General features: G+C 60.1%; 22 protein-coding genes and 1 pseudogene. 8 read left to right on the top strand and 15 right to left on the bottom strand.

The features are described 5' to 3' along the window. Positions 1-335 precede the first annotated feature (335 nt). The gene (locus FA94_RS27180; protein WP_035557062.1) at positions 336-914 is read right to left on the bottom strand and encodes a class I SAM-dependent methyltransferase; all 579 of its coding nucleotides are present in this window, start codon (positions 912-914) and stop codon (positions 336-338) included. Positions 915-2,034: 1,120 nt separating this feature from the next. On the opposite strand from FA94_RS27180, the gene FA94_RS38205 reads away from it, so the two are divergent. Continuing rightward, the gene (locus FA94_RS38205) at positions 2,035-2,223 is read left to right on the top strand and encodes a hypothetical protein (RefSeq protein ID WP_081936129.1); all 189 of its coding nucleotides are present in this window, start codon (positions 2,035-2,037) and stop codon (positions 2,221-2,223) included. A 91-nt stretch (positions 2,224-2,314) separates the two neighbouring features. On the opposite strand, the gene FA94_RS27175 is transcribed toward FA94_RS38205, so the two are convergent. The 6 genes from FA94_RS27175 to FA94_RS27150 all read right to left on the bottom strand — a co-directional run bounded on the left by FA94_RS27175 (position 2,315) and on the right by FA94_RS27150 (position 6,274). Beyond that, positions 2,315-3,370: a hypothetical protein gene (locus FA94_RS27175; RefSeq protein WP_063771803.1), complete on the bottom strand. Its 1,056-nt coding sequence runs from the start codon at positions 3,368-3,370 to the stop codon at positions 2,315-2,317. Between the two features lie 24 nt (positions 3,371-3,394). Next, positions 3,395-3,601, bottom strand: a complete 207-nt coding sequence (locus tag FA94_RS27170) for an Ogr/Delta-like zinc finger protein (protein WP_035557060.1) — start codon at positions 3,599-3,601, stop codon at positions 3,395-3,397. Further along, positions 3,598-3,852 carry an ogr/Delta-like zinc finger family protein gene (locus FA94_RS27165; RefSeq protein WP_156126713.1) on the bottom strand — a complete coding sequence of 85 codons (255 nt, stop codon included), beginning with the start codon at positions 3,850-3,852 and terminating at the stop codon, positions 3,598-3,600. The genes FA94_RS27170 and FA94_RS27165 overlap by 4 nt, the downstream gene beginning before the upstream one ends. A gap of 23 nt (positions 3,853-3,875) precedes the next feature. Next, complete coding sequence (locus FA94_RS27160; RefSeq protein ID WP_035557057.1) at positions 3,876-5,666, bottom strand: replication endonuclease; 1,791 nt, start codon at positions 5,664-5,666, stop codon at positions 3,876-3,878. A gap of 19 nt (positions 5,667-5,685) precedes the next feature. Then, on the bottom strand, positions 5,686-5,829 hold the full coding sequence (locus tag FA94_RS39260) for a hypothetical protein (protein WP_167444682.1): 144 nt from the start codon (positions 5,827-5,829) through the stop codon (positions 5,686-5,688). A 223-nt stretch (positions 5,830-6,052) separates the two neighbouring features. Continuing rightward, positions 6,053-6,274 carry a hypothetical protein gene (locus tag FA94_RS27150; RefSeq protein WP_035557055.1) on the bottom strand — a complete coding sequence of 74 codons (222 nt, stop codon included), beginning with the start codon at positions 6,272-6,274 and terminating at the stop codon, positions 6,053-6,055. Positions 6,275-6,735: 461 nt separating this feature from the next. On the opposite strand from FA94_RS27150, the gene FA94_RS27145 reads away from it, so the two are divergent. From FA94_RS27145 to lhpH, 6 genes are all read left to right on the top strand, one after another. Then, entirely contained in the window at positions 6,736-7,065 is a 330-nt protein-coding gene (locus tag FA94_RS27145) for a helix-turn-helix domain-containing protein (RefSeq protein ID WP_035557053.1), read from the top strand. Positions 7,066-7,345: 280 nt separating this feature from the next. Then, the gene (locus FA94_RS27140; RefSeq protein ID WP_035557050.1) at positions 7,346-7,720 is read left to right on the top strand and encodes a glutaredoxin family protein; all 375 of its coding nucleotides are present in this window, start codon (positions 7,346-7,348) and stop codon (positions 7,718-7,720) included. A gap of 297 nt (positions 7,721-8,017) precedes the next feature. After that, positions 8,018-8,776 carry a molybdate ABC transporter substrate-binding protein gene (locus tag FA94_RS27135; protein WP_197070248.1) on the top strand — a complete coding sequence of 253 codons (759 nt, stop codon included), beginning with the start codon at positions 8,018-8,020 and terminating at the stop codon, positions 8,774-8,776. Positions 8,777-8,919: 143 nt separating this feature from the next. Continuing rightward, the gene (locus FA94_RS27130) at positions 8,920-9,390 is read left to right on the top strand and encodes a ribonuclease (protein WP_035557043.1); all 471 of its coding nucleotides are present in this window, start codon (positions 8,920-8,922) and stop codon (positions 9,388-9,390) included. A gap of 203 nt (positions 9,391-9,593) precedes the next feature. Next, positions 9,594-10,715 carry a branched-chain amino acid ABC transporter substrate-binding protein gene (locus FA94_RS27125; protein ID WP_035557041.1) on the top strand — a complete coding sequence of 374 codons (1,122 nt, stop codon included), beginning with the start codon at positions 9,594-9,596 and terminating at the stop codon, positions 10,713-10,715. A 33-nt stretch (positions 10,716-10,748) separates the two neighbouring features. After that, positions 10,749-11,756 (top strand): trans-3-hydroxy-L-proline dehydratase, encoded by a 1,008-nt coding sequence (lhpH, locus tag FA94_RS27120; RefSeq protein ID WP_035557039.1) that lies wholly within the window; start codon positions 10,749-10,751, stop codon positions 11,754-11,756. A 23-nt stretch (positions 11,757-11,779) separates the two neighbouring features. Here lhpH and FA94_RS38200 read toward each other — a convergent pair. The 5 genes and pseudogenes from FA94_RS38200 to FA94_RS27095 all read right to left on the bottom strand — a co-directional run. Next, a pseudogene (locus FA94_RS38200) lies at positions 11,780-12,075 on the bottom strand (acetyl-CoA carboxylase, carboxyltransferase subunit beta); the annotation flags it as partial. Between the two features lie 153 nt (positions 12,076-12,228). Continuing rightward, positions 12,229-13,041 carry an SDR family NAD(P)-dependent oxidoreductase gene (locus FA94_RS27110; RefSeq protein ID WP_156126712.1) on the bottom strand — a complete coding sequence of 271 codons (813 nt, stop codon included), beginning with the start codon at positions 13,039-13,041 and terminating at the stop codon, positions 12,229-12,231. Positions 13,042-13,072: 31 nt separating this feature from the next. Then, complete coding sequence (locus tag FA94_RS27105) at positions 13,073-14,536, bottom strand: efflux transporter outer membrane subunit (RefSeq protein ID WP_035563151.1); 1,464 nt, start codon at positions 14,534-14,536, stop codon at positions 13,073-13,075. A gap of 17 nt (positions 14,537-14,553) precedes the next feature. After that, positions 14,554-16,176 carry an MDR family MFS transporter gene (locus FA94_RS27100; protein WP_035557038.1) on the bottom strand — a complete coding sequence of 541 codons (1,623 nt, stop codon included), beginning with the start codon at positions 16,174-16,176 and terminating at the stop codon, positions 14,554-14,556. Further along, positions 16,169-17,311 (bottom strand): HlyD family secretion protein, encoded by a 1,143-nt coding sequence (locus FA94_RS27095; RefSeq protein WP_035557037.1) that lies wholly within the window; start codon positions 17,309-17,311, stop codon positions 16,169-16,171. The genes FA94_RS27100 and FA94_RS27095 overlap by 8 nt, the downstream gene beginning before the upstream one ends. 139 nt (positions 17,312-17,450) lie before the next feature. On the opposite strand from FA94_RS27095, the gene FA94_RS27090 reads away from it, so the two are divergent. After that, the gene (locus FA94_RS27090) at positions 17,451-18,260 is read left to right on the top strand and encodes a CerR family C-terminal domain-containing protein (RefSeq protein ID WP_035557036.1); all 810 of its coding nucleotides are present in this window, start codon (positions 17,451-17,453) and stop codon (positions 18,258-18,260) included. Between the two features lie 101 nt (positions 18,261-18,361). Here the strand turns inward: FA94_RS27090 and FA94_RS27085 are convergent, their stop codons facing one another. The 3 genes from FA94_RS27085 to betC form a co-directional block, all read right to left on the bottom strand. Beyond that, positions 18,362-19,513 carry a porin gene (locus FA94_RS27085; protein WP_035557033.1) on the bottom strand — a complete coding sequence of 384 codons (1,152 nt, stop codon included), beginning with the start codon at positions 19,511-19,513 and terminating at the stop codon, positions 18,362-18,364. 267 nt (positions 19,514-19,780) lie between these two features. Next, positions 19,781-20,734, bottom strand: a complete 954-nt coding sequence (locus FA94_RS27080; protein ID WP_197070247.1) for a choline ABC transporter substrate-binding protein — start codon at positions 20,732-20,734, stop codon at positions 19,781-19,783. A 40-nt stretch (positions 20,735-20,774) separates the two neighbouring features. Then, positions 20,775-22,313, bottom strand: coding sequence for a choline-sulfatase (gene betC / locus FA94_RS27075; RefSeq protein WP_035557032.1), 1,539 nt, complete (start codon positions 22,311-22,313; stop codon positions 20,775-20,777). Positions 22,314-22,424 lie beyond the last annotated feature (111 nt).

Raw genomic sequence — 22,424 nt, 5'->3', positions numbered from 1 at the left:
ATCGGTGGCCGCTATTACAAGCCTTGGATGCAGTGCAGCGCGTTATGGTGCTTAGGCTGCTAACTGAGTAACGCAGATTGCCGACAACCTTTCGGGCGAGGTCCAGCATCAGTTCACGACCATACCGAGAGGAAGAATGTTGGCCGCAGACGGTTTGAGGCGCTTGAGCCTCAAACTTCCGTAGACGACCCTGAGCTGACCTGTACATTTCTCGATAGCGGTCATTCGAAAGCTGTGGAGAATGCCCGCGTATTCATCTACGCAGGAGCTACCCTTCATTCGCCGCGGAGATATATAGAGCCACTCAGAACACCCGATGCCCATTCTGCAACGGATCACCGCACCCGCTCAAGAACTACTTCCCAAGCGGTTTTGGGTTTTTGGTATTTGTCGGTCGTGATGTGCTCTAACGCGATCGTGTTCCAACCATCCGCAAAGAGTCGACGCACCGCGATTTCGTCAAAGAAGCGCTTCGGCTGTCCGTTCACCAGAAAATAGTTCGGTTCGATTTCCTCGTATCCATCTGCGCCAAAATTTGTATCCTCGATAGAGTTCAGTCGGCATACCAGCACCCCACCCAGTCGTAGCGCCAATCGCACGCGATCCACGATCGACACGGTTTCTGCCCAGGCAAAGTAGTGAAGCGACAGACTCGCCAACACAACGCCAAGGTCCGTGGCATCTTCGGGAAGCGGATCACGAACGTCTCGTCGCTCGATGCGCGCAGAGGGTACTCTGATCCTGGTCGACGTTACCGAGGTGCGTGACGTGTCAAAGCCGATCACGCGCAAACCGGCTTTCGCTAAGCTAGCGGTATCGTCGCCGTAGCCACAGCCAATCTCAAGGACGGGCCGTTCGCCGGAGCGCGCCTTGATCAATACCAGCCACCGGTCTAGCCAAGGATCGGGGAACATGGGGAGCATATCCTAGAGGGAGTTTTTGAAACGATTCCCGTTGCCCGCATAAGGGCCGCACGGAGACCGATGCCGACCGTTCAGACGGGCCGGTTAAGTCCTTTCAACATTCGCGTTAGCGGGCAGATTGTCAGCGAATTAGCGTTTGACGTCGAGTGTCTGAAAGTGGCCGTTCTCCGCCCTACGCGCCGGCCGCGCAAGCCCCGTTGCAAGTCGTCTCCCCCTACCAGGCCCCACGCAGCGCCCAAGGTGCCCGTAGGGTGCCATCCCCATCCCCGCATCCCCGACCCGCACAAGACCGTCCAGCGCCTAGACACGCGGCGCAGGCAGCATCCCGGCACGACAGGGGCCGGACGGAGTCAGCCGCTTTGACGGTTTAAATCGCAGTCCCCCTCCCCGCCTGCCCTCCTCTTAACTGGCTAGTTTTGATGCAGCGGGTTTACTGCTTCGCGTGGCGCCAGTCTGACCGGTGTGCGGCAAATTTCGAGGCTGGCCGAGCGATGCAATGTGATGCGCGTGTCGACCTTTCTTGACGATTGGCTAGCTGGCTTCGTTACGTTACTTCCGAGCAGGTGTCTACCGCGTACCCAATGTGGATAAAAGGCAACAGAACGGCCCCTTGGTATCCGATTCCCGAACGGCTTCGGTAAATTCGGGAGCGATATGCATCCGCCAAATCGATGAGCTTCGCAGCCTGCGGGCGTTCACGTACTCCGGCCCGCGAAAGTGGGACCCCAGATAAATCAAGGCTCAAAAATTAGGGATGCATCAGAATGCTGCGATATGAGCTGTTTTGCGGTTCAGGTTAAAGATGGATGGTGATCTAAAACCTACAACATCGTCCGACACAACGCTCTTATGCCACTAAATCTGGGTTGCATCTAAGTTTGATGGTGTATATGCTCGGCAAGGTTGGCACTCTCGCGATGGGAGTGCCAGCAAGAATGACGGGGCCGGCTGCAACCGACCCCGCCAAGCGGAAATTACCTTTTGGCAAGCTTCCGCTACCCTGCGTAGACAGGACGGGTGACGATATTGCATACAGAAGTATTTAGCAATAACTTACTGTTCTAAGGGTTTCATAGCTTGCCGAGTCAACGCCATACTCATAGGAGTTTTTATGGCCAACGGCAACAAACCGGGTACCAACTCGGGAAATCAGGGCGGGATTTATCAGGAGCGTGGTCCGCGCGGTGGATTGAAGGAAAATTTCACCACCGTGCCGGAAAACCGTCAGTTCCCTCCCACGAGCCAACCTGGCAGCACTTGGGTTCCTCGCAACAAAACGCCTCACGGCAGTAATAAGTAATACCTGAACGGCCATTGGCCTAGGGGAGAGGGCATCCCTCTCCCCTCCAACGTACTCTACACCCCTCGCGCAAAGCCCGGATTTGGTGGCGTCAATCGCCTAAATTGAGGCTGGCTTGACGTACTGTCGATGGGTTCCGCACCAATTTGATGCCTTCACGGTCGCACGACTGAGTTGTTACGAGCTGTTTGCGAAGTGCTGCGGCCTTCGCCTGCGAGCATCGCAGGTGCCTGCGAATTTCGGCTACCGTCGCGCGCACTTTGCCGTCGCGGATCGCAGCATGCACAACGGTCAGATCATTCACCGGCTCCCTAGGTGGGGAGCGAACCACGTTTGGCGGCTTGACGACGTCATTACCCAAATGGCCGCCAGCCGTACTGGCCGGCGCTGCTCGCGTGATGGCCAACCCGTGACTGACTTTCTGTTCTGGAATGACTGAAATCGCTGCCTCGTAGGCGGGCCGTAACGTGAGCAACCAACAGAAGCAGGCAACGCCCTCTAGCACCATAGAGAACCCAATCCCCGCTATCAAATGTGCCTGACCGGGGGCTAGACCGAAATCCGTAATTACCGCGGCAAACGGGTCAGCTTTCGCAGCAGTGCGCTCGTCATCGGCGCGATCAAGCGCCCGTTCGCGGCGCCTCACGTCCGTAGATTCGGCATCGAGTGCCACAAGTCGCGCGCTAAGGGTCTTGCGCTCTATGCGAACCGCCGCGCACCCTTCCTCACATCTGCGTTCAGTCACGCGGGCTAGTCGCGCTACGGCGCTGGCTCGGTCACTCGCGATCTGCGTCAGACTGCGTTCGGGGATTGGGGCTGCCGGGATGGCCGCTGCGCGAGCGTCGCCGGCGTGTTTCTGAGCCGTCACAAAAAACACTGCGTGGCTATAACAAGTCATCCCCATGCAACCGACCCACAGCGCGGCCCCAAGTACGCGGATTCGCCAACCATGCGGACGGCAAAAAGCAGGAAGCAAATGAGCGGCCATAACGAGCACGACGCTCAAACACGTCAAAAGCACGCGCTCCACGACCAACCCGCCGCGCTGCCATCCGGCGAAGATCGAAAGACAGCCTGCGGTTCCCGTGGCTGCGAGAGCGAGCAGAACTAACGGGATTCTCGTCGGCATAGGATTCTGGCTGTTCATCGTTTTTCCTGAGGATGCTGAAAATCAAAAATGCAATTCACCGTTGCATCGCCGCGGCCGTTTCGGTATCGGCAACTCGGGCGGAAACATTTCGAGCTTCGTACGATACGTATGGCCGCATGTCACGTCATCGCATTGGAAGTCAATCTCCCAGTCCGTCTCGGACTTCTTTTCCATCGCTCGCGCGATACCGCGAGCGCCGCAGTGCGGGCAAGCGATCGTGAATCTCACGGCCGATCCTCCCGATTCATCGTCGTGCGCGCGTTCACCGCGCCCCGCAGCATCGGCGACGGTCGAACTTCAAGGGACACGCCTTCCCGCGGCCGGGAAGACGCCGACAGTGAGAAAAGAATCTCGAAGCCCGCCGGTGTGCGATAGCCGCAGTCTTCGCAGACGAAGTACATGCGCCGCAGCGTTGTTGACAGACCTTCCGTATGGCGCGCGTCAATTTCGCCGCCGCAGCATGGGCAGTCGATCTTCATTTGTGTCATGGGAATTCCCCGGTCTACAGGTTCCATTGGTCCCACTTCGCGCCATCCCTTTCCTCGCAGACGCTGACTTCGAAGCTGCGCTTCAAATGCACAGCCGGATCGGCCACCCCTGGCCAAACGCTGCGCGTACAGTTATTGACACGAGTCCGAGTGCTCGCGGCTTCGCCGCTGCGCTGAACCTTCCGCCACTCAAAGCGAGTTGCCGGAACAAAAATCTCTGTCTCCTTCGAATACGCGCACATGCCGTCGACGATGTACGCGACGCCCGTTGCGGCGACGCCGTGGGGTACTTTGACCGGCGCGATACCGTAACGGCCTTCGCGATGCTGCGTAGTGCGCTTGACGTAAATCAAGCGTTCTTCGCCGGCGATGCCGCCCATTGCTCGCGCGTATTCCGCCCAATCTGCCTTGTGAGTTTCGGTTTTCTGTGCTGCATGCCACGCGGCGACAATTGCCGGCGATTCCTCGGCGGCTGGCAGGTCTTCGACCTTCACGCGTCTCAACTCACGCCACACGCCAACAGGCGCACCGCCAAACTGCTGAAACTGGCGGATGCCCCACAGCGCCGCCCACGCTTCGACGCGCTGCGACGGTGTGATTTCGTCTTCGCCCCACATATCCGCCTGCACGATGTAGCCCTCTTGTGTTTTGTGGTCGCCGACCGCGTGGCCGTCAATGTTCTTGGCGATGTACTTCGCGATGTAGCCGACCGCCGAGCCCTTCGCGCCGTCGATGCGCTCAAACTTCACGCGCCGAGCCTGCGCGCCGGCTTCGTTGCCCGAGTCGCGCAGACCGTGAGCGCGCATCACCGCGCACACGCGATCGACGTTGTCCGAGAAAATCAGGCCATGCCAATGCGGTGTAGCGTCGTGGTGCGGCTCCGCCACACGCATCCCGAAGTAGGTCACGCCTTCGCGTTTGAGCTGCGCACGAATCCGCGCCCACACTTTGCGCAAATACACCTGCCCGTCGCGCGCCGATGCACCGTTGTATTTCTTGTTCGGAATGAACCGCGTGCCGTCGCCCAATTGGCGGATCGCGTGAAAGCGGCTCGGGCAAGTGAGCGTGAACATCACACCTTCGAAGTGCGCCGCGATTGCAAGGTCTTCACAGCCGCGCAAACGCGTCATCAGCTCGCCGCGTTTCAGTGCCTTGTTGGAAATGCTCTTTGCCGCAAGTTCGGCGAGCGTGAAACGGTGGCCGAGTTCGTTTTCCAGCGTGACGGATTCGAGAGTGGCCGCGTTGCGCCGGTTCTGCGCGATGCGCCGGCGCACCGCTTCATCGCTCGCGTATGGCTCGGCTTTGTAGTGGACGTAGTGCAGGCGGATGTTCGAATGTTCCAGCGAACGGATATGCAGCCGTCGTAACTGGCGGCGCCACCACAATTCGCACTTCACGCGAAGGACCTGTTGCGCCGGCTCGTCGAAATTCGGCAGCACGACACCGTAAGCGGCACAGGTGCGAGCCGCGACGACAAGCGCTTGATTGGCGTCGAGTCCGAGCGCCCGAAGCACAAAATTATTGGCGAGCGTGCGCGCCTTCATGCAGATTTCGTAATCGGATGCGTCAGGGCGAACCGGCATCGAGTCCGGGGCGTGTTCGTCTACAAACGCGGCCATGCTGCGATCGGCCGCGTTCATGTCAAACAGATGCGCCGCGCCACGCTTGCGGGCACTCTCACGACCTGCGCCCTCGGCCTTCCGATATGCACGGCGATACCACTTGTACGGCAAACGCTTACGCGCCTTCTGCATGGCCGGCAGCTTTGGCAACTCCGTCCCAATGGCGTTTGCATAGACCCACATCCGCCTACCCCCTACCCGATCACCTACAGATAATCGACCGCGCCGCGACTGGCTCGACGGCTTGCGGCTCCCCGTTGACAGCACTCCATGCGAGTAAGGCAAGGAGCGAAACCAGCCAGATCGCCCAAAGCGGCATCGGCTTTTGCGGCTTCTTTTTGTTCATGAAATTTCCTAGCGAATGACACGGCGGCGCCGCGCCAGCTTGCTCAGAAGTGGCCGCAGCGCATTCAGCGCATGGGCCGCCGCTTGATCGCTGCTTAGCGTGCGCTGCGGGGCGTAGAGAACGAACGGGGGAACCATGACCCCAGCGCCAACCCCGAACGCGGCTAGGTCTTCAATCAGCTCCGTGCGGCCTGCCCGCTGCTCAATAGTCGCGATATCGGAATTCACTCGCGCCCTTGCTTTTCGTTAAGTGCAGCGCCAAGCGCCTCATCGCGCGTTAGCAGATAGGAATCACCCTGTGGCACGACTTCTTCGTACCAGTGGATTTGACGCCGGCCGACGATGAAATACCCGCCGCGTGCATGTCGTTCAAAGTAAGGGCCGCACTCCATGACACCCGGCGCGACCACACGTGGCATAGCTTGTTGAATATCGACGTGCGTCATGCAACACCTAGGGCGTTTAGGTGCGAGCGTCCTTGAGGTGCGAGTGTCATCAACCGACTTGCGGCATGCTTCCGGTAGCGAGCTCGTTGCACTTCGTTGTGTGCGTTCAGCTCTCTGCGAATCGCGTCCGCTTCGCCGCTGAACTCCGCCGACGCTCGCCCGCATGCGCCGAGTGATTTGCAACTTGAATGTGTGAATTGCAACGAGATGTGTCGCATCTGACCTCCCCTGTTCAACCCCTTGAACGGTTTTCCGCGTAAGTGTCGCCCGGCGGCTGGAGGGATCAACTCCAGCACCGGCGGGGTTTGGGACCGGTTGCCAAGGCGACAGCCGGAGAATAGTTCGAGACCTAAAACTATGTCAAGGCCTCGAATCATTCGTAACCCTCGATCGTTGCATATTCTCGAACATCGAACTACGCTACGCGTCAGGGTTAATCTTGAATTTCAAGGGGTTACAAGATGAAAGGAACAGTTGACTATCTGGACGACGCCAAGCGTTGTCTCAAGGTCGAATCTGACTACGCGCTGGCGAAAGCGCTGAACATTCGCGCTTCGACGATCAGTGGCTACCGCGCAGGCCGCAGCCACTTCGACGAAACCACTGCCCTGAAAATCGCTGTGACTTGCGGTATCGAACCGATGGAAGTTATCGCGGCGGCAGCTTACGAACGCGCGAAATCGCCCGATGTCCAGTCGATCTGGATGGGCGCTTGGGAAAAATTTTCCACGGGTTTTCGGTGGCTGGCGCTACCCGCTAACGCTTGTGGGGCTTGGATCCCGCAGGTGTAACGCCAGCTTTAAGTTAGCTAGATGCTTTATATTATGTCAACCCACATGTAGGAGTACACCAGCCACGAACGCGCCCGGCGCGACATCACGGGCTACATCGCTGACTTTCACAACAGGCGCATACATTCGGCGGCAAATCGGTCGCCGCCAGTGCGATACGAAACTTCTATTTATTGAAAAGCCCCATCGTGGGTATCCAAAGAAGCTTGACCACTACAAAGTGACCGGATGTTGGAACGAGTAGACTTGCCAGCTTCTATTCCCCGCTAGAGATACCCTTATGTTGATGAAAGCCCTGCGTGTCGGTCTCGGCCAGCTAATCGTGCTCGGCGACGCCCTTAGCCGCCCGCGGCCGCAACGCCGTTCGGTACAAGGTCAGGCCGCAGTGAAAAAGGAAGCGGCGCGACTGTCGCTGTATCAGTTTCATGCGTGCCCTTTCTGCGTCAAGACGCGACGTGCCCTGCATCGTCTGAACGTACCGATGACTCTGCACGACGTGAAAAACGATTCCGCGCAACGGGAGAATTTGCTGACAGGCGGCGGCAAGATCAAGGTGCCGTGCCTGCATATTCAGGAAGAAGACCAGTCGCGCTGGCTTTACGATTCCAAGGCGATCATCGCGTATCTGGAGCAACGCTTCGCCGGGATCGTCTGACGCGGGTGCGTAGTGCTTCGCCGTGGGCCCCTGTCGGCTGACTCCGGCCAGTCGCCGGCGCAGTCTCGCGGTCATTTGAACGTCGCCTCAGCACCGGCAAGCCGCTACAGGGTCAGTGATGCGTGTGCTCCTCGCACGCCACTTCGGTGAGCGCTGACCTACAATAAAAGCATGCTTGCGACCTTGTAAGGAGACTGCCATGACCCAGTCCATGACCTACTTCGTTGTTGGCTTGGCGGTCTTGCCGGTTCAATCGGAGATTCGTCTGATATGTCGGCCGGCGGCGAGGCAGGTTCCATGAACGCAAAACTTAAACGCATCAGCTTGAGCACCTTTCTGGCTGGCTCATTCTGTACGTTCGCTGCATCAATTCAAGCAGCAGACATTAAGGTCATGAGCGACAGCCCCCTCGAACCCGCCTTGACCAAGGTCGTCGATCTTTATCGCCAGCAGACACATAACCAGGTCAGGCTGGTGTTCGATCCATCGCCGGCTGTGAAGAAAAGGATTGAAGACGGCGAAGCGGCCGACGTTGTTATCGTTCAGCCGGACTTCGCTGACAATCTTACGAAATCGGGCAAGGTGAGTGCCGGGGACAGACCGATAATCGCGCATGTTGGCGTCGGCCTCGGTAACCGCAAGGACAGTCCAGCGTACGACATTTCAACTGTTGAGAAACTCAGGAACACGTTGCTCGGTGCGGACCTCCTCGTCTTTAACAGTGTTAAATCAGGACAAGCCTTTGCGAACACCCTTGAGCAGCTGGGAATTGCAGAAACACTCAAGTCGAAAATTGTGCGCACGACTCCCAATGGGATTTTTGAACCCGTGTTAAAGGGCAACGGCAACGACATGGTCGCAGGTACGATACCGCTCATCGCGACTACACCCGGCATAAAGCTCCTCGGCCCGCTCCCGGGTGATCTCCAGAGCACGCTCGCGTACACCGCCGTTCTTATGACGAACACCTCACAACGTGATGCAGCCGAAGGCTTCATCGCGTTCCTGGCTTCACCCGAGGCGAAGGAGATGTTCGCCGCGAACGGTGCAAAGTGACTTGACAGACCACCGAAGAAATCAGCAATTATCGAGTAAAAAAATCCCAGTTTCGGGCTGAACGTTGATTCGCTCCGCTGTTGGCTGTACCCTCAAATGGATGATGGTCGTCGAATGCTAGTCAACCCGGAGACAACCGTTTCGTGATGCGAGCGTGGGCTTTCTCCTACATCCTCGCCTTGAGCGCGATCCTCGGCGGATGCGGCAAGGACGGATCGCGAAACGCTACTCCGGATGCGGGTGCATCCGCGAGTCAGGCGCCGGTTCAGCCTGGGCAATCCGCGAGCGACACAGCCGCCGCGTCGGGCGCCCAGGCGCGGAGCACGCCAGTCACGGTCACCAAGGCGCAATTGCCGGGGGAAGCCGCCGAAACATTGCGTTTGATCAAAGCGGGCGGTCCCTACCCTTTTGGCGAGGATGGGGTCCTGTTTCGTAACAGCGCGGTATTACTGCCGCTGCATCCGCGCGGCTATTACCACGCATACACAGTTCGCACGCCTGGCTCGGCGGACCGCGGGCAGCGACGCATCGTGTGCGGTGGATCGCGCAGGCAGATCGGCGACTGCTATTACACCGACGATTACTACGCCAGTTTCAAACGCATTGCAGAATGACTTGAGCCAGGCGAGCCGAATGGCTGCCGTAATAAAACAGAATTTCGACGCCGAGGCGACCCTTGCCGCGTCGCACGTCAGGGGCCGGCCGACCGTTAACCCGACTATCCCGATGCCCGCAGCCCCCCTACATTCTCGAAGTCACATCGTCAGCCGACCCGACTGGAATGGTCTGACCTCCCCTTAGCTCACCTGGAGTTCGTATGCGCCGTCTCGCAACAATCGCGGTTGCTGCCGTGGCCGCTGGATTTACGCTGTCCGCCAACGCGCAGGTCGTCGTCACCATCGGTCACTCGGCTCCGCTTACCGGACCGCAGTCACCGAACGGCAAGGACAACGAGAACGGCGCACGTCTCGCGATCGAAGAGCTGAACAAAACGGGCGTCACGGTTGCCGGTCAGAAAGTCACGTTCAAACTCGATTCGGAAGACGACCAGGCTGATCCAAAAATCGGCGTGCAGGTCGCCCAGAAGCTGGTCGACAGCGGAGTCGTCGCGGTTGTCGGACCGTACAACTCGGGCGTCGCTATTCCTGCGTCACGCGTCTTCAATGCCGGTGGTGTGCCGATGCTGCCGGTCGCGTCCAACCCTGCCCTGACGAAACAAGGCTTCAAGAACATTTTCCGTATCGGTGCTAGCGATGAACAACTCGGCGGAACAATGGGGCAGTTCGCGGCGAAGACGCTGAAAGCCAAAACTGCGGCGGTAATCGATGACCGCACGGCGTATGGTCAGGGCGTCGCCGAACAGTTCATCAAGGTGGCCAAGGCAAACGGCATCCAGATTGTCGATCAGGAGTTCACCAACTCCGCGGCGACCGATTTTCTCGGCATTCTCACCACCATCAAGGCCAGGAATCCCGACGTGATTTTCTTCGGCGGTTACGCGGCACAGGGCGCGCCGATGGCGAAGCAGATGCGCCAGCGCGGCCTCCGGGCGAAGCTGCTTGGCGGCGATGGTATCTGCTCGGCGGACATGGGCAAGGTGGCGGGCGATGCAGCTTCAATCGTGTATTGCGCGCAGGGCGGCATTGCGCTCGACAAGACGGCGGCCGGCCGCGAGTTCCTGCAGAAATACAAGGCCGCCTACAACACCGATACGCAGGTCTACGCTGTCAGTTACTACGACGGCGTGAAGTTGCTGGCTGATGCCATGGTGAAGGCGGGCACGACGACCGACAAGGCGAAACTCATCGCTCAACTGGCCAGGGAAAACTACAAGGGCGTTGCCGGCACCTACTCGTTCGACGAATACGGCGACCTCAAGGGCGCACCGACCACCGTGTATGTGATCAAGAACGGTCTGCCGGTTCCGTACGGCCAGTAAGCGCAATCGCCCCACTGACCTCACGAAGCACACATGAAAATTTCCCGCACCCTCTCGACTGTCGAAGTCCACACCGGCGGCGAAGCCTTTCGCATCGTCACCAGCGGTCTGCCGCGGCTGCCTGGCGACACGATCGTCAAGCGGCGCGCATGGTTGAAAGAGAACGCCGACGACATTCGCCGCGCGCTGATGTTCGAACCGCGCGGCCATGCCGACATGTACGGCGGGTATCTGACGGAACCGGTTAGCCCGAATGCCGACTTCGGGATCATCTTCCTTCACAACGAAGGCTACAGCGACCACTGCGGCCACGGTGTCATTGCGCTTTCAACCGCGGCGGTCGAGTTGGGCTGGGTACAGCGTCAGATACCCGAAACACGGGTGGGAATCGACGCGCCGTGCGGGTTCATCGAAGCGTTCGTGCAGTGGGATGGCGAGCATGCGGGCAACGTACGCTTCGTCAACGTGCCGTCGTTCATCTGGAAAAAAGACGTCACGGTTGACACGCCGTCGTTTGGGAAGGTGACGGGCGATATTGCGTTCGGTGGCGCGTTCTACTTCTACACCGATGGCCAACCGCACGGACTCGAAGTTCGCGAGTCGTCGGTGGAAGAACTGATCCGCTTCGGTGCCGAGGTGAAGGCGGCCGCCAACGCCGCGTTCCCTGTCGAGCATCCACATATCCCGGAGATCAATCATATCTACGGGACCATCATCGCCAACGCACCCCGACATGCCGGTTCGACCCAGGCGAATTGCTGCGTTTTCGCGGACCGTGAAGTGGATCGCTCGCCCACCGGGTCCGGTACGGGTGGCCGTGTTGCCCAGCTCTATCTGCGTGGCCGGTTGGGAAAGGATGAGACGCTTGTCAATGAATCCATCATCGGTACTGTGTTCAAAGGCCGCGTGCTGAGCGAGACGACTGTTGGTGATTTCAAGGCTGTCATTCCCGAAGTCGAAGGCAACGCTTTCGTGTGCGGCTTCGCAAACTGGATTGTTGATGAGCGAGACCCGCTCACATACGGGTTCCTTGTTCGGTAGATCGATTGCAGCAGAGGTATCAGTTAGACCATCGAGTCCGTCGGTAGACGCGTAAGCAGTGCCACCAAGGGCGCGATCTCCTCGCGCATCTTGCGACGGTCCACGATCATATCGATCGCCCCCGCTCCACCAGAAATTCAGATCGCTGATAGCCGTCGGGCAAGGTCTCGCCAACGGTCTGCTTGATGACTCGCGGACCCGCAAATGCGATCTGCGCTTTCGGTTCGGCGATTACCACGTCACCGAGAAAGGCAAAGCTTGCCGATACACCGCCGGTCGTCGGATTGGTGAGCACGGAGATGAAAGGAAGTCCCGCCTCCCCAGTTCATACACGCTCCTGTGATCTATCGATCGTCATCCAGGCAGGTGAAGAAAATCGGTGACGCAATATCACCCTGCTGAAACACAGACTCAATCTATCACGCTAGCGCGCTGGAGCTCCCCGGGTGCGCCCCGAGCCGACCTCAAAGTCCTACCGCGCAGTCCATCCCCCATCGACCACCAGATCGCTTCCCGCCATAAAAGCGGCGTCGTCGGAAGCGAGAAACGCGGCGGCGGCCGCGATGTCTTCCGGTCGCCCAAGGCGCTTCAGTACCGTCTGATTTTCGAAGGTTCGACGCATACCGTCGGGATCGTCGCTGCTGGCAAAAACGTCTTCGAGCAATTGCGTCGTGACCGGCCCCGGGCACAGGCAATTTACCCGGATACCCTGCGGCCCATGGTCGATAGCCATCGCCTTGCTTAGCATGACGACCCCGCCCTTCGACGCACAGTAGGCCGCGACGCCCGCCTCGCCGACGAGCCCCAGTTCGGACGCCACGTTGATGATCACGCCGCTGCCTTGCTGCTGCATGACGGGAATCACAGCGCGCGAGCAGAGAAAGACACCCTTGAGATTGACCGCCATCAGTTGGTCCCACTCGTCTTCCGTTGTTGTCACAACGGTCTTGGCAAATTCGATGCCCGCGTTATTGACGAGGATATCGACACGGCCATGCAACTCGAGCGTCTTGCTGACCAGCGCACGGACCTGCGCATCGATGCTCACGTCCGTCCTCACAAAGCTGGCAGTGCCTTGCGCGCCGTTCAAACCCGGCAACTGGTCACGAGCATCGTTCACATCCGCGAGCACGACGTGTGCGCCTTCGTCGAGGTAACGTCTCGCGATCGCATAGCCGATGCCGCGTTGCGCGCCGGTGATGATGGCGACTCTGTTTTTCAGTTTCATCGATGAAAACTCACGCTGGTCAAAACGCAAGCGTACCCCATCAATCGAATCGCTCAAGACACCGCAGGTTTTTTCAAAGAATCGCGCCCTAGCCCCGCTGTGCCTCCCACCCAATCCCAAGACTCTTCTGCAGCGAAACAAAGTCCTTCAGCAACTCCGCCTGCCCCGCCACCACATTCTGCTGCGCGGTAAATTCTTCCCGCTGCGTATCCAGCAGATCGATCAACGTCGACACGCCCGCCGAATACCGCTGCCGCATCAACACGGCCGAGTGACTCGCGGACGCCTCCACCTTCTGCAACGTCACAACGTGCTCACGCTGATGCCCATAGCGCGACAGCGATGAATTCGCATCCTGCAACGCGCCGAGCACGGCCTTCGTATAACGCGCCTCGGCTTCGTCGCGCGAGGCTTCGGCCGCATGCACGCTACCCAAGGTACGCCCGAAATCGAGCGCATTCCATTGCAGATACGGCGCACCGATCCAACTGAAATTACTCTTGCGCACGAGGTGCCCAGGATCGCCCGCACTGAAACCGATATCGCCGAGCAGCGTCACCTTCGGGAAAAAATCCGCGACGTGTTCGCCGATCTGCGCATTGCTCGACGCGAGCCGTCGCTCGGCCGCGCGAATATCGGGCCGCTGCTGCAACATCGTCGATGGATCGCCGATCGCCACCGTAGCGGGCAGCGCCGGCAATGGCCGCACGTCGGCAAGTTGCGCGTCCAGCGCGCCAGGCGCACGGCCGGTCAGCACGGCGAGGCGATCGAGCGAATCGGTCACTTGCGCGTCGAGCGGCGTCAGCGTGCCGCGCGTGTTTTCCACCTGCGTGGTCAGACGTTCGACGTCGACGTCCGCCGCCGTGCCGCGCGCCCTGCGCTGCTGCGTCAACGTCAAACTTTTCTGCTCGGTTTCCGCCTGACGCTGCGCCAGTGCGAGCCGCGCCTGCTGGTCGCGCAGATCGATGTACGCCTGCGCCACTTCCGCCGCGAGCGACACGCGCGTGTCCGCGAGATCGGCGTCGACCGCTTCGGCATCCGCGGAGGCCGCTTCGATCGCGCGCCGCGTGCCGCCGAACAGATCGATTTCCCACGTGGCGTCGAAGCCGGCCGTATAAAGCTGCAACGGCCCTCTTCCCGACGAACCCGAGCTGCCTCCGCTCGACGAGCTCAGCGCGCTCACGTCGGGCTCACGCATGCGCAGCGCCGCCGCATCGCCGGAGAGTTTCGGCAATTCGTTCGCCCGTTGCTGCTGCAATTGCGCGCGCGATTCCCGCAGTCGCGCTTTCGCGGCATCGACATCGGGATTGTGCGCGAACGCGGCGGCGATCAGGTCGTTCAGTTGCGGGTCGTTGAAGGCCAGCCACCACTGGTTCGACGCGGGCGCCGCCGTGGTGCCGGCAGCCGGCGTGCGCACGAAAGTAGCGCTGCTACGGGCGTCCTGCGCGACCGGCGGCGCACCGTGATAATCCGGGCCGACGGTGCAGCCCGGTAAGACGGACAGCAACGTAACGGCGGCGAGTGCGAAACACGTCAGACGGTTGGACATCATGGGGCGATTGAAGAGCATTAGTGTCCAGCGGACGAAGGCAGCGGCGCATTCCTGCGCGGCGTTTTCAACAGCAGCGCGAGCGGAATGCAGGCAAGCAACGCGATACCGAGCAGATAGAAGGTTTCCGAGTAAGTCATCACGGTGGCCTGGACCTGGATCTGCGCACCGAGCTGGCCGAGCGCACGCATCTGCGAGTACGCCATATCCCCCGTATGGGTGAACCAGTTCGCCGCGTTGGCCGCCAGCGTCTCCTGACCGATCAGCGAATTGGCGCTGACCGACTCGCGGATCGTGGCGGCATGAAATGTCGTGCGCCGGTCGATCACGGTGCCGATAATCGCCAGGCCAATCGACCCGCCGAGATTGCGCGCCATGTTGTAGAGCCCGGCGGCGTCGCCCGAATCTTCACGCGACACGGCCGCCATCGACGCCTGATTGAGCGGCATCATCGCGAGCATCTGCGCCGTGCCGCGAATCAGTTGCGACCACACGAAATCGTGGCCGACGCTCTGCGCGGTCAGGTCGATGTCGATCATGCAACTGATCGCGTATAACGTCAGCCCGGTGATCACCAGTACCCGAAAATCGAATTTGCTTAATAGCTTCGGCAGCACCGGCATGATCAGGAAGGCGGGTAACCCGGACAGCAGCATGATCGCGCCGGCCTGCTCGGCGTTGTAACCCGCCACCACGCCGAGAAACTGCGGCAGCAGATACGACACGCCATACAGCGCCGCGCCGACCGCGGAGACGATCACGATCACGCTGGCGTAGTTCGGGTTGAGCATCAAGCTCAACCGCACGATCGGTTTTTTCGCGGTCATTTGCGAGGCGGCGATCAGGAGCATGCCGAACAGCGACACACAGGTGAGCGTCACGATCATCGACGATTCGAACCAGCGCTCGCGTTGACCGTTTTCCAGCACCACGGTAAGCGAACTGAGGCCGATCGCCAATCCGACGATACCGATCCAGTCCGCCTTCATAAACGCTTCCCAATGCGGCCGGTCCGACGGCAGGCCGACGATCAGCAAGGTCATCAGCGCAATACAGACCGGCAGATTGATAAAGAAGCACCAGCTCCAGCTAATGTTCTCAGCGAGCCAACCGCCAACCACCGGGCCAAACAGCGGCCCGAGCAACACGGTCAGGCCGAACACGGTCATGCCCACCGGCATCTGCGAAAGCGGCAGCCGCGTGCGGATGATGGTCTGCGCCGTCGGGATCATCGCCCCGCCGGCGAAGCCCTGCCCGATGCGGCCGACGATCATCATCGGCAACGTGTGCGACCAGCCGCACATCATCGAAAAGCCGATGAACAGCACCGAGTTGGTCAGCAGAAAATTGCGCAAGCCGAACACGCGCGTGAGCCACGCGGCGAGCGGAATCATCACGATTTCCGACATCAGATAGCCGGTTGAAATCCACGTGCCTTCGGTGCCGGTGGCGCCGATTTCACCCTGGATCTGCGGCAGCGCGGAGTTCGTGATCGAAATGTCGAGCGTGGCCATCAACGCGCCGAGCGCGCCGGCGGCAACAGCGATCCAGTCGCTGACGCTGGCGCGTTCCTCGGCATGCGGCGCGGTGGCTGCAGGGGCTGTGGAGGGCGTGGCGGGCACTGCGGCGCCCGGCTCAGCCATGGTGGTTCTCGGCATCGATCCGTTCGTCGCGGTCGCGCGCTGAGCGCGTATCGACATCCACGTTGACCGACAGACCCGGCAACAGCACGCTGCGCGTCTCCGCGCCGGTGTCGATGCGAATCCGCACCGGCACCCGCTGCACGATCTTCGTGAAGTTGCCGGTGGCGTTTTCCGGCGGCAACAGCGCGAATTGCGAGCCGGTGCCCGGCGAGAAACTGTCGACCACGCCGTGCAGCGTATGACCCGGCAACGCGTCGACGTGCATTTCCACCGGCTGACCAACCCGCATCTGGCCGACCTGCGTTTCCTTGAAATTGGCCAGCAGATACGTGCTTTGCACCGGCACGACCGTCAGCATCCGCGTGCCGGGTTGCACGTATTGCCCAACACGCACCGTGCGGTCGCCGACCTTGCCGCCGAGCACGCTGCGCACCACGGTGTTGTCCAGGTCGAGTTGCGATTGCTGCGCGCTGGCCTGGGCCGCTTCGAGTTGCGCGCGGGCCTGCGCGAGTTGCGCGGTGGCCGAGCCGATCTGCGAGCGGGCCGCCTCGACCGCTGCGGAATTCGCCGCCAGTGTGGCGTTGGCCTGATCGCGGCTGCTGGTCAATTCCGCCAGCCGTTCACTGGTTTCGGCACCGGTCGCAACGAGCGGCGCGTAACGCCGCACTTCGTCGCCGGCATGCTGGGCGCTCACACGCGCCACCTGCTGCTGCGCCTGGGCCTGCGCGATATTCGACTGCTGCTGTTTGATATCCGCCTGGGCTCGCTCGATGTCGGCCTTGCGCGCGTCGATCGTGGCCTGCGCCTGGTCCAGCGCCACCCGATACTGGCGCGCGTCGAGATGCACGAGCGGATCGCCGGGCTTCACCACCTGATTGTCCGCGACATAAACTTCAGTGACGTAGCCGGCGATTTTCGGCGCGACCGTGACGCTGTCGGCTTGCAGATAGGCGTCGTCGGTGCTTTCGATAAAGCGCCCCACGGTCCACCAGCGTGCTAGCCAGACCGCGCCGACAATCAGCGCGACGACGCCGAGCGCCATTAACACGGTTCGCCGGGAAGGACGTCGAGCGCCTGCCGTAAGCTGATCGTCAGCGGGAGTCGGGCGGGAGGGAGAGCCTGCGGTGGTTGACATCTAGGTGGTCCAATTGTTTCCAGTTGGCACAATTATTCCAGCCGGTAAAATTGTGTCAAGTGATATATTTCTGCGGAACCTCGTAGGGGTGTCCTACAGCTGTCATGAAGAGAAACGGAAAAGGCGGAGAACACAACGCATGAACACCGCAAAGAGACTGCGGCGCTCGCCGGAAGGCGGCTATGCGCGCGGCGAAGAAACACGTCATCGGATCATCGAGGCGGCGGTCGAGCTGTTTGGCGAACACGGGTTCGAAGGCGCGTCGACGCGCGATATCGCGGCGCGCGCCGGCGTCAACGCGCCCGCGCTGCAGTACTACTTCGAGAATAAGGAAGGGGTCTATCGCGCCTGCGTCGAAGCGCTCGCGGACGACGCATGGGAGAGCTTCGGGCCGGCCGTCGAACACGCGCAACAGATGCTGCGCGACAACGCCGACATCGCGGTCCTGATCGACGCATTTCTCGGCATTCAGGACGTGATGGCCGACCGCACTTTCGAGAAGGCGAACAAACCTGGTCGGCGAATGTTTTTTGCGCGCGAGCAGGCCGGCTATGAACCCGAAAGCGCGACGCATATCCTGGCGTGCAAGATCCGCGAGCCGCTAAACGATGCGAGCGCGGCGCTCCTCTCGCGCATTACCGGGCGTGCCGCCAACGACCCGACGACGCTGATCCGCAGCTTCAGCCTGCATGGGCAACTGGTGATTTTTCACGTCGCGCATCGCTCGACGTTGGCCATGCTCGGCTGGACGAGCATCGATGCCGAGAAGGCTGAACAGCTCAAGTCGACCATCCGCGAGCAGACACGTACGCTGCTTGAGCACTGGAGTCGGGAACGTGAAGAAGCGGCCTTGCCGAGTGCCAAGTCCGCTAAGGCCACCAAGACGGCCAGGCCCACCAAAGCCATCACGCCCGCCGCGAGCAAAGCAAAGTCACGCAAACCGGCTTGAATCGCCCTGCTTCGTGAAGCGCGCGCCGAGCTTCACGAGCATCGGGTTCCATCGCATCGCGAGGTGCTTGCCGCAAGGTATCGCGGCAAGCAACCTTCGCATCAGAACGAATGCTTCATCCCGATCCGCACGTCCGACTGCGTGTTCGACGTCGACGGCGTGAAGCTATAGCCGATCACCGCATTCACGCCATCCGACGCGCGCAGATAATCGCCGGAGATATACACATCCGTGCGCTTGGACAGCAGGTAGTGCAGACCCAGCGAACCCTGATTCCAGTGGTTGCCTTCAAAGCTCGTGTGCTGATAGCCGCCGTACAGCATCAACGCGGGCGTGATCGTGTATGACGCGCCACCTTCATAAACCTGCATATGCGAGGTTTGCCCCAGACCCTTGATGGTCGTGTAGGTAAAGTCGCCGGTCAGCATCACGTTGCCGATCGTATAAGCCGCACCAATCGCGAACGCGCCCTGCTTGTCGACCGGGAACGACGATGCGCTATACAGATCAGTCACCGCTCCGGTCGCCGGATCGACGGACACCGTCGGCTGGCCGAGGAAGGTTTTGGTGCCGATCATCGCGTACGGGTCGAACGCGTAGATGCCGAACGGATTGTTCAACTGCGTATAAGCCGCGCCGATATTGAACGCAGCGTGCTCATAACGCGCGCCCACGCTCCACGCACTCTTCTGATGGAAATCGCCCGCGGTATTGCCGAACGAATACATGCCGCCGAACGAGAAGCCCGCATAGTCGTTCGACATGTACTTGATCGAATTCGGCAACCGGTCGCCGTTCATCCGGTCGAAGTCGCCCTGGTGAATCGCGTAGCCGCTCGCCCACGCTGAGATGTTGTACAGAAAGACGAATTCCTCGGTCATGTCGAGTTGATTGCCGAGCGTGACCGTCCCCCAGGTATTACTCTTCAGGCCGACATAAGCCTGACGGCCGAATTCCGCACCGCCGAATCCGTATTGCCCATTACCCAGGTGAAAACCCGACTCGAGCACGAATACCGTCTGCAATCCGCCGCCGAGATCTTCAACACCTTTGAAGCCGATCCGGTTGCCGTACGAGACGCCGTCGTCGAATTTGAATTGATGCGCACCGCCGGCATTGTTCACATACGTAATACCCGCATCCAGAATGCCGTACAGCGTAACGCTGCTTTGTGCATGGACCGCTGGAGAAGCGCATACGGCGCTGGCCGCGATCGCGAGTCCGGATAGGCTGACGGCACTGTTCTTCTTCATCTGATTCTCCCCTGCTCTTTGCCTGCTTATTTCGTTGGATAAAGCGATCCCTGCCGCGCGCTGTCACCCAGCGCGCCGCGCTTCTCGCATGACGGGCAGTTCGAAACCGGTTGAGACTGACTGAAACGGCTGAGGCCGGCGTCGATGACTTCGTTGACCAGACGAAGCGGTATCGACGGGACAAGAATACGGGTCCAGATTTAGTTTGATTCGACCGGAAGCGACATGAATCTGTCGCTCAGCGACCTTAAAGCGACAACATCACCATTACTTCACGCCGAGTGCGGTCTGCACGGCTTGCAGCCCATTGGCGCCACTCACGGTATTCACGCCATCCAGCCAGCTCTTTAACAATTCCGGATGACGTTTGAGTGCTTCGGTCGCTGCGACATCCACACCGGTTTTCTTCTCCAGTACTTCGGTAATCACGCCGTTTTCCAGATCGACATTGAACGTGAGTTGTTTAAAAAGACGCCCCACATTCGGACACTGTTCCGCATAGCCGCTGCGCGCGACGGTATTGACGGTTGCACCGCCGTAGTGGGGACCAAAGTACTTATCGCCGCCGTCCAGATAGGTCAGCTTGAACTTGGTGTTCATCAGATGCGGCTCCCATGCGAGAAACACGATCCACTTCTTATCGCGCACGGCTCGCTCTACTTGCGTGAGCATGCCGGTTTCGCTCGATTCAACCAGCTTCCAGCTACCGAGTCCAAAGGCCTTGTCGTCGACCATCTTCTTGATGTTCTGATTAGCCGGCGAGCCCGGCTCGATGCCGTAGATCTTGCTGTCGAACTTGTCGGCATTCTTCGCGAGGTCCGCGAATGAGTGAATACCCGCAGCCGCGACGTAATCCGGCACCGCAAGCGTGAACTTCGCGTCGCTCAGATTCGGATGCACGACCTCGATCGACTTCTCTTCCTCGAACGGCTTGACGACCGGCGCCTGCGCCGGCATCCAGTTACCGAGGAACACGTCGATCTGGCCTTTCTTCAAGCCCTGGTAAGTGATCGGCACCGAGAGATTGGCCACGTTCTGCTTGTAACCGAGCGCCTTCAGCAGCACGCCGGTCATTGCATTGGTCGCGTCGATATCGGTCCAGCCGGGCCCCGCCATATTGACCTGCGTGCACGATTGCGGCTCCGCAGCCGCCGTGAAGGTCGTCGCCGCACAAAGCAGCGCCAAGCCGGATACCGCCTGTTTGAAGAGCTTTTTCATCATGTCGGCTTCCTGTAGGTGAGGTCGATAAAGCGTTCGGGTATCAACGGACAACAGCGGGAAACCGCGCCATCGCTTCGAGCGTGTCGAGGTCGATGTGATTGCGCATATACCGCTGGCTTGCATCCACATGCGGCTGCCAGTCCCACGACGCCACGGTGCCTTGCGTCGTGGCGTCGAAATGAAAGCGGCGGCGCCGCTGGCTTTGCAGCACCTCGTTGTGCAGCGCATCGAGATGCCAGCGCTGCGCGATCTCTTCGCTCAACGCGGCGACCTGTGACGCGTATTCCGTACGCGCCGCGAGGTTCTCGCGCTCCAGCGGATCGGCATCGACGTCGTAGAGTTGATCGGGATCGACCGGCGTGTGAATGAATTTGAAACGCCCGCGTCGCAGCATCACGATTGGCGCAATCGCGCCCTCGGCAAGGTACTCGCCGATGGCTTCGTCGTGGCCGCCCTGCGTACCGAGAAGATGCGGCACGAGACTCTGGCCATCGAGCGAATCGGGCCATGCGGTAGGCGCATCGCCGCGCGCCAGTTCGACCAGCGTCGGCAACAGATCGAGATGCGACACCGAATTACGCACGCGGTGCGCGTCGAATTGCTGCGGTGCGTGCACGATCAGCGGCACGCGGCAACCGCCCTCGAAAAACGTCATCTTGTACCAGAGCCCGCGCTCGCCAAGCATTTCACCATGGTCCGACGTGACGACGATCACCGTGTCTTGCGCGAGTCCGGACTGGTCAAGCGCGTCGAGGATTGCACCGAACTGGTCGTCGACATAGGAGATCGCACCGTAGTACGCGCGGCGTGCGTTGCGGATCTGCTGATCGGTGGGCGGTGTGCGATCGGTTTCGCACACGTGGCGCAGACGCCTGGAATGCGCGTCCGCTTCATCGAACGAATCGCGATGCGTGGGCAACGCGATATCTTCGTCGCGATACATGTCCCAGTACTTTTGCGGAATGGCGTACGGGTCGTGCGGATGCGTCAACGAGGCCACCATGCAGAACGGTCGTGCATCTTTGCCGGCATGACGCTCGCGCGCGATATCGAAGAGCTTTTGACGCGTGGTGAAGGTGACTTCGTCGTCAAAGTCGAGTTGATTGGTGCGCACGCATGGCCCGGCGTCGAGCACCGAACTCATGTTGTGATACCAGCTCGGGCGCGTATCGAAGTCGTCCCAATTCGGCGTCCAGCCGAAATCTGCGGGATAGATGTCGGTGGTGAGCCGCTCTTCGAAGCCGTGCAGTTGATCGGCGCCGCAGAAATGCATCTTGCCGGACAGGATAGTGCGATACCCTTCGGCGCGCAGATAATGCGCGAACGTCAGCGTTTGCGACGGAAATTCCGCTGCATTGTCGTAAGCGCCAATCGCGGAAGGCAGCTTGCCCGACAGAAATGAAAACCGCGACGGCGCGCACAGCGGACTCGCGCAATAGGCCGAGTCGAATACCACGCCCTGTTTGGCGAGGCGATCGAGATTGGGGGTTTTCGTCAGCGTATTTCCGTAGGCGGCGAGCGCAAACGGTGTCATCTGATCCGCCATAAGAATGAGAATATTCTTTTTGCTGTCAAGCATGAGAGTGCGCCTCGAATAGAATCGCAAGTGTCGGTGCCAGGAATAGTGCAAGAAGCGGTGCAAGAAGCGGGAGGCGTCGCGCGCAATGTGTGATGCGCTCCGCGATGAGCA

The organism is Burkholderia sp. 9120 (genome assembly GCF_000745015.1).
Lineage (GTDB): Bacteria > Pseudomonadota > Gammaproteobacteria > Burkholderiales > Burkholderiaceae > Paraburkholderia.
Note: the sequence above shows the minus strand (reverse complement) of the source record. Positions and strands in the feature narration are given on the sequence as shown.

Excerpts from the sequence above, each read along its gene's own strand:
- FA94_RS39260 (WP_167444682.1), bottom strand. The coding sequence starts at position 5,829 with ATGAACAAAAAGAAGCCGCAAAAGCCGATGCCGCTTTGGGCGATCTGG.
- FA94_RS27175 (WP_063771803.1), bottom strand. The coding sequence starts at position 3,370 with ATGAACAGCCAGAATCCTATGCCGACGAGAATCCCGTTAGTTCTGCTC.
- FA94_RS27165 (WP_156126713.1), bottom strand. The coding sequence starts at position 3,852 with ATGAAGATCGACTGCCCATGCTGCGGCGGCGAAATTGACGCGCGCCAT.
- FA94_RS27140 (WP_035557050.1), top strand. The coding sequence starts at position 7,346 with ATGTTGATGAAAGCCCTGCGTGTCGGTCTCGGCCAGCTAATCGTGCTC.
- FA94_RS27160 (WP_035557057.1), bottom strand. The coding sequence starts at position 5,666 with ATGTGGGTCTATGCAAACGCCATTGGGACGGAGTTGCCAAAGCTGCCG.
- FA94_RS27125 (WP_035557041.1), top strand. The coding sequence starts at position 9,594 with ATGCGCCGTCTCGCAACAATCGCGGTTGCTGCCGTGGCCGCTGGATTT.
- FA94_RS27100 (WP_035557038.1), bottom strand. The coding sequence starts at position 16,176 with ATGGCTGAGCCGGGCGCCGCAGTGCCCGCCACGCCCTCCACAGCCCCT.
- FA94_RS27135 (WP_197070248.1), top strand. The coding sequence starts at position 8,018 with ATGAACGCAAAACTTAAACGCATCAGCTTGAGCACCTTTCTGGCTGGC.
- FA94_RS27080 (WP_197070247.1), bottom strand. The coding sequence starts at position 20,734 with ATGATGAAAAAGCTCTTCAAACAGGCGGTATCCGGCTTGGCGCTGCTT.
- FA94_RS27180 (WP_035557062.1), bottom strand. The coding sequence starts at position 914 with ATGTTCCCCGATCCTTGGCTAGACCGGTGGCTGGTATTGATCAAGGCG.
- FA94_RS27145 (WP_035557053.1), top strand. The coding sequence starts at position 6,736 with ATGAAAGGAACAGTTGACTATCTGGACGACGCCAAGCGTTGTCTCAAG.
- betC (WP_035557032.1), bottom strand. The coding sequence starts at position 22,313 with ATGCTTGACAGCAAAAAGAATATTCTCATTCTTATGGCGGATCAGATG.
- FA94_RS38205 (WP_081936129.1), top strand. The coding sequence starts at position 2,035 with ATGGCCAACGGCAACAAACCGGGTACCAACTCGGGAAATCAGGGCGGG.
- FA94_RS27085 (WP_035557033.1), bottom strand. The coding sequence starts at position 19,513 with ATGAAGAAGAACAGTGCCGTCAGCCTATCCGGACTCGCGATCGCGGCC.
- FA94_RS27105 (WP_035563151.1), bottom strand. The coding sequence starts at position 14,536 with ATGATGTCCAACCGTCTGACGTGTTTCGCACTCGCCGCCGTTACGTTG.
- FA94_RS27150 (WP_035557055.1), bottom strand. The coding sequence starts at position 6,274 with ATGACGCACGTCGATATTCAACAAGCTATGCCACGTGTGGTCGCGCCG.
- FA94_RS27090 (WP_035557036.1), top strand. The coding sequence starts at position 17,451 with ATGAACACCGCAAAGAGACTGCGGCGCTCGCCGGAAGGCGGCTATGCG.
- lhpH (WP_035557039.1), top strand. The coding sequence starts at position 10,749 with ATGAAAATTTCCCGCACCCTCTCGACTGTCGAAGTCCACACCGGCGGC.
- FA94_RS27095 (WP_035557037.1), bottom strand. The coding sequence starts at position 17,311 with ATGTCAACCACCGCAGGCTCTCCCTCCCGCCCGACTCCCGCTGACGAT.